The sequence below is a fragment of the Phyllobacterium pellucidum genome (genome assembly GCF_013327855.1).
GTDB lineage: Bacteria > Pseudomonadota > Alphaproteobacteria > Rhizobiales > Rhizobiaceae > Phyllobacterium > Phyllobacterium pellucidum.
Genome location: NZ_JABUMX010000001.1, coordinates 354,686 through 366,653 on the forward strand (window position 1 = coordinate 354,686; position 11,968 = coordinate 366,653).

Consider the following 11,968-nt stretch of genomic DNA (forward strand, 5'->3'; position numbering starts at 1 on the left):
GACGGGGATCCTCGGGACAAGGGCCCGGGGACCCAGGTTCCGTAACGCTGAAACGCAACGTTCGCCGAGGGCTCTTGTGGCATAGCAAAAAGCCCGGCATTGCTGCCGGGCTTTTCTGTATTCAAAACCACTTAGATGAGGTGTTTTAAACCTCTTTCTTCACCGGATTGAGGCGAATGTGCAGGTCGCGCAGCTGCGCTTGTGACACTTCCGAAGGTGCGTTCATCAGAAGGTCGTAGGCCTGCTGGTTCATCGGGAACATGGTGATCTCGCGGAGGTTCTTGGCGCCGACGAGCAGCATGACGATACGGTCGATGCCGGCCGCCATACCGCCATGCGGCGGAGCGCCATACTGAAATGCCCGGTAGAGCGCGCCGAAACGCTCTTCCACCGTCTCGCGCGAGTGACCAACGGCCTCGAACGCCTTGACCATCGTCTCCGGCAGGTGGTTGCGGATGCCGCCCGAGGCAATTTCGAAGCCGTTGCAGACCATGTCGTACTGGAACGCCTTGATCGTCAGCGGATCCTGGTGTTCCAGCGCATCGATGCCGCCCTGCGGCATGGAAAACGGGTTGTGGGCAAAATCGATCTTCTTTTCTTCCTCGAGCCATTCGAAGAAGGGAAAATCGACGATCCAGCAGAGCTTGAACTGATCGCGATCGACGAGGTTGAGCTCCTCGCCCGCGCGGGTGCGGGCCGCGCCGGCAAAGGAGACGAACTTTTTCGGGTCGCCCGCCACGAAGAACACGGCGTCGCCCTCGCCGAGGCCAAGCTGCGTGCGGATGGCTTCGGTACGTTCCGGCCCGATATTCTTGGCAAGCGGTCCGGCGCCTTCCAGCGCCTCGCCTTCCTTGCGCCAGAAAATATAGCCGAGGCCGGGCTGGCCTTCACCTTGCGCCCACGAGTTCATGCGATCGCAGAATGCGCGCGATCCGCCGGTTTTGGCTGGTATGGCCCAGACCTCGACCTTCGGATCATTGGCAATCATGTTGGCGAAAACCTTGAAGCCCGAGCCGGCAAAGTGCTCGGTGACGGCTTCCATCTCGATCGGGTTGCGCAGATCCGGCTTGTCGGAGCCGTATTTGCGCATGGCGACATCGTAGGAAATCCGCGGGAATTCCTGCGTTACCGGCTTGCCATTGGCAAACTCCTCGAAGATGCCGCGCAGCACCGGTTCCATCGTCGAAAGCACGTCGTTCTGCTCGACGAAGCTCATCTCGATATCGAGCTGGTAGAATTCGCCCGGCAGGCGGTCGGCGCGCGGGTCCTCATCGCGGAAGCACGGTGCGATCTGGAAATAGCGATCGAAGCCCGACATCATGATGAGCTGCTTGTATTGCTGTGGCGCCTGCGGCAGGGCGTAGAAGTTGCCGGGATGTATGCGGCTCGGAACGAGGAAATCGCGCGCGCCTTCCGGCGAAGAGGCGGTCAGGATCGGCGTCGAGAATTCCGTAAAGCCGATTTCCGACATGCGGCGGCGCATCGCCGAGATGATCTTCGTGCGCGCCATGATGTTCTTGTGCAGCGTGTCACGACGCAGGTCGAGGAAGCGGTACTTCAGACGGATGTCTTCGGGGTAGTCGAGCTCGCCGAAGACCGGCAGCGGCAGTTCCTTGGCAGCCGACAGAACTTCGATCTCGCGGGCGAAGATTTCGATCTCTCCGGTCGGCATGTTCGGGTTGATCGTATCGTCGGTACGGGCCTTGACCTCACCGTCGACGCGGATAACCCATTCGCCGCGCACGGTTTCCGCCAATTTGAATGCTGGCGAATCCGGGCTCGCAACGATTTGCGTGAGACCATAGTGGTCGCGCAGGTCGATGAAGAGAATGCCGCCGTGGTCGCGGACGCGATGGACCCAGCCGGATAGACGAACAGTCGAACCAACGTCCGATTTACGCAAGGCTGCGCAGGTGTGGCTGCGGTAACGGTGCATGGTATGTGCCTCTGAATTTATGCTGGTTGCCGAAAAGCGTGGGAAATGCCCCGGCATGAGCCAAGAATTTGGGCGGACAAGCGCATTTTGAGGGTGATTTGTCAAGATCGGGGCGGAGACAAACGCATTCTCATTCGCTATAGAAAATTTATGAGCATGATTACAACCACCGACCAACTTGAACAGGCTGTCGCGGCCCTTTCGCAATCCGATTTTGTGACCGTCGATACGGAATTCATCCGGGAGACCACCTTCTGGCCGGAACTCTGCGTCATTCAGCTTGCGTCGCCCGATCATACTGCGATCGTCGATGCCCTGGCGCCCGGGCTTGATCTTGCTGCCTTTTTTCGGCTGATGGCCGATGAGAAGATCGTCAAGGTCTTCCATGCCGCGCGCCAGGACATCGAAATCATCTTCCACCTCGGAAATCTCATCCCGCATCCGGTTTTCGACACGCAGGTTGCGGCCATGGTATGCGGTTTTGGCGATGCGATTGCCTATGATCAGCTGGTTCAGCGCATCGTCGGGGCGCAAATCGACAAATCGTCACGCTTTACCGACTGGCGTCGCCGCCCGCTCTCCGAAAAGCAGCTCGACTATGCGCTCGCCGACGTGACGCATCTGCGCGACATCTATCTTCATCTGAAGCAGAGCCTTCAGGAAGAGGGCCGCACCGACTGGGTGCTCGACGAGATGAAAATCCTGACGGCGCGCGAAACCTACGACATGCATCCGGACGATGCGTGGAAGCGGCTGAAGATGCGCCTGCGCAAGCCGCAGGAACTCGCAGTTCTGCGCAGTGTCGCGGCCTGGCGCGAACGCGAGGCGCGCGAGCGCAACGTGCCCCGCGGGCGCGTGCTCAAGGACGATGCGATTTATGAGATCGCGCAGCAGCAGCCGCGCGATGCGGAGGCGATGTCACGCCTCAGAACGATCCCGAAAGGCTGGGAACGATCGAGCATGGCGACCGGCCTTCTCAATGCGGTGAATCTCGCGCTCGACCTGCCGAAGGAAGACATGCCGCGCCTGCCGAAATCCGTGCAGTCGCCGGAAGGCGCCGGTGCTGCCGCTGAACTCCTCAAGGTGCTTTTGCGCCTTGTCACCGAGGAGCATGGTGTCGCCGCGAAGGTGGTTGCGACAACCGACGAGATCGACCGGATCGCCGCCGAGGGCGACGTCGACGACATTCCGGCGCTGCAGGGCTGGCGGCGCGAGGTTTTTGGCGAAAAGGCGCTGCAACTGATCAACGGATCGCTTTGCCTTAAATTCGAAAACAGGAAGATTCGGGCCGTTCCCTGGCCAGAAGAGTAAGCGATGGTTTGGCCGTGATCGTAGCATCGCTTTGGCGGTGCAGCTAACGTCCCGGCATGATCACATCACATATTAGGCAACCACGCATGTCCAGTCCCGCCGTTTCGACCACCCCGCCGCTTGCCAGAGAGATTGCCCTTCTCGCGGTGCTTGCCACGCTGTGGGGGGCTTCCTATACCTTCATCAAGATCGGCGTGGAAACCATTCCGCCCGTTACATTTATTGCCGCGCGCACCTTGATTGCCGGAGCGCTGCTGCTCGCCATCATCAGGATGCGTGGTCTCGCACTGCCGCGTGAACCGGACGTCTGGAAGCGCTTCTTCATCCAGGCCTGCATCAACAGTGTCATCCCCTTTACCCTGGTTGCCTGGGCGGAAATCACCGTCGACGCCGGTCTTGCGACGATCCTCAATTCGACGACCCCGATCTTCACGTTCCTGCTCACCGTGCTCATCACACGGCACGAACCTGTGACCGCCCGCAAGGTGTTCGGCGTCACTGCTGGCGTCGTTGGCATCAGCCTGATCATCGGCCTCGAGGCCTTCAACGGCCTCGGCAAGGAACTTGTCTCGCAACTCGCAATTGTCACGGCGACGATTTCCTATGCGTGCGCAGCTATTTTCGGTCGCGGCTTCAAGGGGATGGACCCGATGATGCCTGCGGCGGGCTCGATGATATGCGGTGCGGTCATGCTCATACCCTTGAGCCTTGTCGTCGACCATCCGTGGACGATCGTCCCGTCGACCGCGTCGATTGCAGCCCTGTTTGGCCTTGCGGTTTTCTCGACCGCCCTCGCCTTCGTGATCTTCTTCCGCCTCGTCCATACGCTGGGATCGGTCAGCACAACGTCGCAAGCCTATCTGCGCGTGCCGATCGGGGTTGGAATCGGCGTCCTCTTTCTCGGCGAAAGCCTGAGCTCGACCGCCTGGCTTGGGCTCGTCTGCGTCATTGCCGGGGTCGCAGCCATGACCCTGCCCTCGCGCAAGAAGCCAACGGCCGCGCCGATCTAGCAGTCAACCGCCGATTGCCCTGCAGTAAAGGTCGGCTCCGAGAACTAGGAGCCGATCGTCATACGGATGTTTTTACCGGTAAGTTTTGCCAATTGCTGCAGCCGGCCCTCCGGCACATCGCCGATAAGGTCGGCCTTGGACTTGTGAACGACGAGATCGATGCCGTTTGCCGTCGCCTTCCAGGACAAGTAAGGCACCACCCCGGCCATCGAGGCCGAGAAGGGGTAGACGATGCGCATGACCGCCGCGAGGATGCGCGAATATTCGAGCAAGCGCGGCGTGGCAATCGCCGCGAGGTCCGGATCGGCGACGCTGTTGGTAATGCCTTCATGGCGGAAAAAATTGGCAAGAGCGATATAGGCGCGGCCGGGGTGATCGATACCGATAAAGGCGGCGTTGGAAATCATGTTCAAGGCCTGCGAGCCGCGATAATCCGGATGGGCGCGCCAGCTGATATCGGCGACGAGACAGGCAGCACGCCGATATCGGCTTTCATCCTCGGTCTCGTCATAGCCTAGCGCGGCAAAGGCGCCACCGGTCCATTCGGCAAGCTCGCGCGCATAGGCAGGCGAGCGGGCGCGAAGCACCGCCAGTTCATCGGCCGCCGAGATGAGCGGGTCTTCCAGTTGCTCGCTTTCGGAAAGCAGCGAATAGAGAAATCCCTCGCGCACCCCAAGCGCCGAGAACACAACCTGGGCCGGACGCATCAGCTTTATGGTTTCGAGCAGCGCAATTGCGCCATAGGAAAGCAATGAGCGGCGGTTTTTCGAGACGTCCTCTATGCCGCGCATATAATCGAGATCGCCGGCGGCGACGAGCTTGAGGAAGCGCTGCGCCTCCTCGAACGGAATTTCGTAGTGATGCATGACATGCAGCGGATAGTGCGTCGCGCTCATATGCAGCTTGGCGAGATTTCGCCAGGTGCCGCCGACGGCATAGAAGGTGCGCCCCTTGCCATTGGCCAGAAGCTTGGCAGAAGCCAGATACTTCCGTGCTATCGTCACTGCTGCGGTGAGATCACCATCGGCCATGTCCTGCAGGCGCAGGCCGCCAAGCGGAAGTGTGATCCCGTCGCCGATCTGACGCCCCTTGACGTCGACGAGTTCGAGACTGCCGCCCCCAAGGTCGCCGGCAATCCCGTCCGGATCGTGAAATCCCGAGATGATGCCGAGGGCCGAATAATACGCTTCCTCGCGTCCCGAAAGCACCCGGACCGGTTCTTTAAGCAGCGCCTCGGCTTCCTTGATGAACATCGAGCCGTTCTCGGCCTCGCGCGCTGCGGCCGTTGCGAGAACGTCGAGCGAAACCGCTCCCGCCTGATCGGCCAGGGCACGGAAGCGGCGCAGCGCACGCAGCGCGCTTTGCACCGCCTTGGCATTCAGCTTGTGTGTCTTGACCAAACCCTTGCCGAGACCGCAGAGAATCTTCTCGTTGAACAGCACAGTGGGCGAGCGGTTGACGCCTTCATAAACGACAAGGCGCACTGAGTTCGAGCCAATGTCGATAACTGCGGCCGGCTGGCGCCCCTGTACGCGTCCCTGTGCAGCGGAGATCATGCAGCCTTGTTTCTTTTCGAGCGCTTGCGATGGGCAATCAGTCGAGGTGCCGAGGATTTCAGAGACTTGCCACGGCCGGAAAGGCTGGGATTTGTCATGAAGTATTCCTGCGCGTTGAAAGCTTCTTCACCTTCGGCCGGCTCAATCCGGCGCGACGTTCCGTCTGCTAGTAACTCGTAACTCTGCTGGTTGTCGAGAACGTTGGCCAGCATAATCTGTGAAAGAACCTGTTGATGCACAGTTGGATTGGTGATGGGCACCAGCGTCTCCACGCGGCGGTCGAGATTGCGTGTCATCATGTCGGCCGAACCGAAATAGACCAGTGCTTTTTCGGACGGCAATCCTTCGCCGTTGCCGAAGCAGAAGATGCGGCTATGCTCGAGGAAACGGCCGACAATCGATTTCGCACGAATGTTTTCCGAAAGTCCCGGCACCTGCGGGCGCAGGCAGCAAATGCCGCGGACGACCAGGTCGATTTCGACGCCGTGCTTGCTCGCCTTATAGAGCGCGTCGATGATCTCGGCGTCGACCAGCGAATTCACCTTCATCCAGATCGAAGCCGGACGTCCGGCCTTGGCGTGCTCGATCTCTTCGGCGATGTGCTGGAGGATGCGCGGACGTAGCGAAATCGGCGAAACGGCAATGCGCATTTCACCCGATGGCGGCGTATAGCCGGTGATGTAGTTGAAAATCTGCGCCACGTCGCGCCCGATGGCCTGCTCGCAGGTAAAGAACGAGAGGTCGGTATAGATCTTCGCCGTGATCGGATGATAGTTGCCCGTGCCAAGATGCACGTAACTGCGCAGCCGATTTTCTTCACGCCGCACCACAAGCGACATCTTCGCATGCGTCTTCAACTCGATGAAGCCGAAGACCACCTGCACGCCGGCGCGCTCCAGGTCTCGCGCCCAACGGATATTCGCCTCTTCGTCGAACCGCGCCTTGAGTTCGATCAATGCCGTCACCGACTTGCCGCTTTCTGCCGCATCGATAAGCGCGCGCACGATCGGGCTGTCGTTCGATGTGCGGTAGAGCGTCTGCTTGATGGCGACGACATCGGGATCGGCGGCGGCCTGGCGCAGGAACTGGACAACGACATCAAAGGATTCGTAAGGATGGTGAACGATGATGTCCTTCTCGCGGATCGCCGCAAAGCAATCGCCGCCATGTTCGCGGACACGCTCGGGGAAGCGCGGATTGTAGGGCACGAATTTGAGGTCGGCCCGCGGTATGCCGACGATTTCCGACATCATGTTGAGGGCGAGCAGGCCTTCGAGCACGCTGATGCGATTGTCCGGCACGCCAAGCTCGGTGGCAACGAAGCTGCGCAGCGATTCCGGCATTTCGTCGTCGAACTCGATGCGGATCACCTGGCCGCGGCGGCGGCGCTTCAATGCACTTTCGAAGAGGCGCACCAGATCCTCGGCCTCCTCTTCCACCTCGATATCGCTGTCGCGAATGATGCGGAACGTGCCTGCCCCCTTGATTTCGTAGCCGGGAAACAGCCGGCCGGTGAAGAGGCTGATTGCATCCTCCAGTGTCAGAAAGCGGAAATGGCCGCTCTCGTCGGGAATCTGGATGAAACGCTTCAGCGCCTGCGGCAGGCGCAGCAGCGCCGTCATCGGGCGATTGTCGCTGCTGCGGCTAAGCAACATGGCGATGGTAAATCCGAGATTGGGGATGAATGGAAACGGGTGCGCTGGGTCGATGGCGAGCGGGGTCAGCACCGGATAGATGGTTTCGAGGAAGTGATCTTCGAGCCACGCCTGTTCGGCGCTGGTCAGCCGGTCCGGCCGCACGATCTCGATATTTTCCTTCAGCATTTCGGCGCGCAGTTCCGTCAGCCTGATCTGCTGCGCGGCCTGGAGGCGTCCAACCTCTTCGAGCACGAAATCGAGCTGTTCCTGCGGGGTGCGCCCGTCGTCGCTGCGATCGGAGACGCCGGCACGAACCTGACCGGCCAGCCCCGCGATTCGAACCATGAAAAACTCGTCGAGATTCGCGGCCGAGATCGACAGGAAACGCAGCCGTTCGAGAAGGGGCTGGTGCGCGTTGTGGGCTTCTTCGAGCACGCGGCGATTGAACTGCAGCCAGGAGAACTCGCGATTGACGAACCGATCGACGCTTTTCGGCAGATCGGGCAAATCGACGCTCTCGACCGGTTGCGGAATGAGGGGCGCCTGTTCGTTCATAATTATTCTCCAATCAAATGCTCGCTGCCACTATACGGGCACCGGAATATACGGTCATGTCTCAACGGCAAACTAATGCGGTGTTTTGACAGATTGTTTGCAAGCGTCTTGAAATCGCATTCAGGATGATACAAACCCTAGGGAAAGAGAAGTCAATTGCGCCAAGGCGCGTTGAGCGGCGAGTCGTCAGGAGCGAAATATGGCTGGACACAGCATCCCTCATTTCCAGAACAGCGCTGGTCATGCAGCGATCAGCATCGGCGTGAAGGAATTCATGTGTGTCGGCGCCAATCCTCCATTCGATCACCCGCACGTATTTCTGGATCTTGGCGACGATAACGAAAAGGTCTGCCCCTATTGCTCGACGCTTTACCGCTACGATCCCTCGCTTCCCGCCGAGGTGACGGTGCCGGAAGGCTGCATCTACGTCGATAGGGCTGCTTGAACCCGGACGGAGAAACTGGTTCCATCCGGATGTCCTCTGGCCCGACCCTGATTGATCTCAAGACAGAACGTAACAGGCGAATTCCCAATCCTGACCAGATCATTATTGCGGGGGCCGGCATTGCCGGCCTGACGCTCGCGCTTGCCCTGAGCGACAAGGGTTTTTCGGTTCAGATATTCGAGAAGAGTGCGACACTTGCCGAGATCGGCGCAGGCCTGCAGCTTTCACCCAATGCGACGCGGCTGCTCGATCGCCTTGGTGTGCTGGAACGGCTGAAATATGCCTCCGTCGAGCCGCAGGCCATCTGCCTGCAGGACGGGCGAAGCGGCGCAAATCTGCTGCATCTGCCGATCGGCGAAACGGCAAGACAGCGTTGGGGCGCGCCTTATATCGTTTGCCACCGCGCCGACCTGCAAAATGCGTTGCTCAACGAGGCCCGCAACCGTCCCAACATTGCGATGCAGCTGCAATCGACGGTGACGCAATACAAGTCGGACGCCGAAGGCATTTTGGTTCGGGTCCAGTATCATGACCGTATCGAAGAACATCGCGGGGCGCTGCTCGCCGGTGCCGATGGCGTATGGTCGGACATGCGCACCGCTCTGTCGGACACCGACCGCGCCCGTTACACGGGAACGATCGCCTGGCGTTCTTCGGTCGCGGTCGATCAATTGCCGCCCGCCTTTGCTGCGCTGATGCCTCCCGGCACCAATGTCGTGGCCTGGACCGGCGCCAATGCCCACCTGATCGCCTACCCCATTCGCTCCGGACAGGTGATCAATTTCGTGGCCGTTGCACCGGATCGAAACATTCGCCGCCGCTGGGACGACCAGCGGACCAACAATGCCAGCCAGGATTTCATCCGCGCGTTCGCAGCGTGGAATCAAGGGATTTGCGACCTGATGCGGGCCGGCCGGCCCTGGACGCCTTGGCGGCTGTTTGCCATGAAGAAATGCCAGTTCAAGATCGAGGAGCGCGTGGTCCTCATCGGGGATGCCGCCCACGCCATGACGCCCTATGCGGCACAGGGCGCGGCCATGGCCATTGAAGACGCCTGCCTGCTGGCGGCTGCGCTTGCCACCGACGGCAAGAAATGGACGACTGCGCTTGATCAGTTCAGCAAGGCACGATCCAAACGGGTCGGTGCAGTGGTGCGACGCGGCGCATTGAACCAGCTTGCCTACCATGCAAGAGGTCCGATTGCGCTTGCACGCAACGTCGTCTTTCGCAATCGGCCAGCCGATAAGTTCGTCGAGGGCTTCGACTGGCTCTATGGATTTGATCCGGAGAAGCGTGGCTGATTATTCGGCGGCCGTTGTGGCACGGCGCTTGAGCTGCCGGTCCCCGTCATTCCGGGGCTCTTGACCCGCAGATCCACTCACGCGATATCTACCCGCAAAAGGAAGAATGGATCCTCGGGACAAGTGCCCGAGGATAACGGCGGAGGCCCCAAGGATGACGGCGGAGATGCCCGGGACGACCGCTCAGAGCGATGAAACAAATCAAAGCGGCGGCCGTGAGGCCGCCGCTTTCAACATTTGTCTCGTCAGTGCAGGATCTGGCTGAGGAACAGCTTGGTGCGCTCGTGCTGCGGATTGTCGAAGAATTCCGCTGGCGCGTTCTGTTCGACGATCTGGCCCTGATCCATAAAGATCACCCGGTTGGCGACCTGGCGAGCAAAACCCATTTCGTGAGTAACGCACACCATGGTCATACCCTCTTCGGCGAGTTGCACCATCGTGTCGAGCACTTCCTTGATCATTTCCGGATCGAGCGCCGAAGTGGGCTCATCGAACAGCATGATGCGCGGGTTCATGCACAGCGACCGGGCGATCGCCACACGCTGCTGCTGGCCACCGGACAACTGGCCCGGATACTTGTTGGCCTGTTCCGGAATCTTGACGCGCTCGAGATAGTGCATCGCGACCTCGTCCGCCTTCTTCTTCGGCATCTTGCGCACCCAGATCGGCGCGAGCGTGCAATTCTCGAGGATTGTCAGATGCGGGAACAGATTGAAGTGCTGGAAGACCATGCCGACTTCGCGGCGGACTTCGTCGATCTTCTTCAAGTCGTTCGTAAGCTCGATGCCATCGACGATGATCTTGCCGCTCTGGTGTTCTTCAAGGCGGTTGATGCAGCGGATCATGGTCGACTTGCCCGATCCCGAAGGACCCGCAACGACGATACGTTCGCCGCGCATGACCTTGAGGTTGATATCCTTGAGGACGTGGAAATCCCCGTACCACTTGTTCATGTTGATGATATCGACGGCCACGTCCGTCTTCGACACGTGCAAGAGCGATCGGTCGACGTGTATTTCATTGGGGTCAACAACGTTTTCGGTTGTCATTATGCGGTGCTCCTCAGCGTTTATGTCCTTTGTCGAGCCGCTTTTCCATGAAGATGGAATAGCGCGACATCCCGAAACAGAAAATCCAGAATACGAAACCGGCAAAAATCAGGCCGGAGATGGGGGTCTGCGGTGATGCCCAATTGGCATCGGCGAAGTGTTGCTTCACGGTTCCCAGCAGGTCGAACATGCTGATGACCGTTACAAGGCTGGTATCCTTGAAGAGGCCAATGAACGTGTTGACGATGCCCGGGATGACCAGCTTGAGCGCCTGCGGAAGGATGATGAGCCCGGTCTTCTGCCAATAGCTCAACCCCAGCGAATCTGCGCCCTCATACTGGCCCTTGGGAATTGCCTGCAGACCGCCGCGCACCACTTCCGCCATATAGGCCGAAGCAAAGAGCGCAACACCGATCAGCGCACGAAGATATTTGTCGAAGGATACCCCCGGCGGCAGGAACAGCGGCAGCATATAGCTTGCCATGAACAGCACGGTGATGAGCGGGATGCCGCGGATCGTCTCGATGAATATGACGCACAGCATCTTGATCACCGGCATCTTCGAGCGCCGTCCGAGCGCAAGCGCTATGCCCAGCGGCAGCGATACTGAAATGCCGACGAAGGATAGCGTCAACGTTACCAATAGTCCGCCCCAATTGGCCGTCTCCACATAAGGCAAGCCGAACCAGCCGCCGACAAGCAGGAAAAAGGCAACGATCGGGAAGATGAAGAAGAAGACGATCGCGTTCGCAACCTTGTACGGGGCCTTCGGAATGAGCAGCGGCACGAGCAGCAACACAAACAGGATCGCGACGATATTGACGCGCCAGTGCTGATCGATCGGATAGGGCCCATACATGAACTGGCTGAAGTTCGCGTTCACATAGGCCCAGCACGCGCCTGACCACCCCTCAGGCTGGATGCCGCCCTGCGCCACCGTGGAGCAGACCGACCGGTCCGGACCGGACCAGACGGCGTTTACGAACAGCCAGTTGATGATACCGGGCAGGAACCATGCGATCACGAGCAGCGCAAATACGGTCAGAGCCGTATCCATCGGCGTCGCGAAGAGATTGATTCTCATCCAGCGGATAATGCCCCGCTCGCCAAGCGGCGGGGTCTGCTCCTGCAACATTTCGGTGCGAACGTAGCTCAGATTATTATCCAT

Annotated in this window: 9 protein-coding genes; 4 read left to right on the forward strand and 5 right to left on the reverse strand. The window is 59.6% G+C overall.

Translation table 11 applies throughout. The annotated features are described in order from the left end of the window. Positions 1-145 precede the first annotated feature (145 nt). On the reverse strand, positions 146-1,936 hold the full coding sequence (gene aspS / locus HQ945_RS01695) for an aspartate--tRNA ligase (RefSeq protein WP_027232375.1): 1,791 nt from the start codon (positions 1,934-1,936) through the stop codon (positions 146-148). Between the two features lie 150 nt (positions 1,937-2,086). On the opposite strand from aspS, the gene rnd reads away from it, so the two are divergent. Continuing rightward, positions 2,087-3,247: a ribonuclease D gene (gene rnd / locus HQ945_RS01700; protein WP_027232374.1), complete on the forward strand. Its 1,161-nt coding sequence runs from the start codon at positions 2,087-2,089 to the stop codon at positions 3,245-3,247. 86 nt (positions 3,248-3,333) lie between these two features. Further along, the gene (locus tag HQ945_RS01705) at positions 3,334-4,257 is read left to right on the forward strand and encodes a DMT family transporter (RefSeq protein WP_113281896.1); all 924 of its coding nucleotides are present in this window, start codon (positions 3,334-3,336) and stop codon (positions 4,255-4,257) included. Positions 4,258-4,301: 44 nt separating this feature from the next. Here the strand turns inward: HQ945_RS01705 and ppx are convergent, their stop codons facing one another. Beyond that, positions 4,302-5,813, reverse strand: a complete 1,512-nt coding sequence (gene ppx / locus HQ945_RS01710) for an exopolyphosphatase (RefSeq protein ID WP_091918965.1) — start codon at positions 5,811-5,813, stop codon at positions 4,302-4,304. Beyond that, positions 5,810-8,005: an RNA degradosome polyphosphate kinase gene (locus tag HQ945_RS01715; RefSeq protein WP_027232371.1), complete on the reverse strand. Its 2,196-nt coding sequence runs from the start codon at positions 8,003-8,005 to the stop codon at positions 5,810-5,812. The genes ppx and HQ945_RS01715 overlap by 4 nt, the downstream gene beginning before the upstream one ends. Before the next feature lie 199 nt (positions 8,006-8,204). On the opposite strand from HQ945_RS01715, the gene HQ945_RS01720 reads away from it, so the two are divergent. Next, positions 8,205-8,450, forward strand: a complete 246-nt coding sequence (locus tag HQ945_RS01720) for a zinc-finger domain-containing protein (protein ID WP_027232370.1) — start codon at positions 8,205-8,207, stop codon at positions 8,448-8,450. 29 nt (positions 8,451-8,479) lie between these two features. Further along, positions 8,480-9,751, forward strand: coding sequence for an FAD-dependent monooxygenase (locus HQ945_RS01725; protein WP_113281897.1), 1,272 nt, complete (start codon positions 8,480-8,482; stop codon positions 9,749-9,751). A 245-nt stretch (positions 9,752-9,996) separates the two neighbouring features. Here the strand turns inward: HQ945_RS01725 and HQ945_RS01730 are convergent, their stop codons facing one another. Together HQ945_RS01730 and HQ945_RS01735 are read right to left on the reverse strand one after the other, a co-directional pair. Continuing rightward, positions 9,997-10,800 (reverse strand): amino acid ABC transporter ATP-binding protein, encoded by an 804-nt coding sequence (locus HQ945_RS01730; protein WP_027232368.1) that lies wholly within the window; start codon positions 10,798-10,800, stop codon positions 9,997-9,999. Between the two features lie 13 nt (positions 10,801-10,813). Further along, entirely contained in the window at positions 10,814-11,968 is a 1,155-nt protein-coding gene (locus tag HQ945_RS01735) for an amino acid ABC transporter permease (protein ID WP_027232367.1), read from the reverse strand.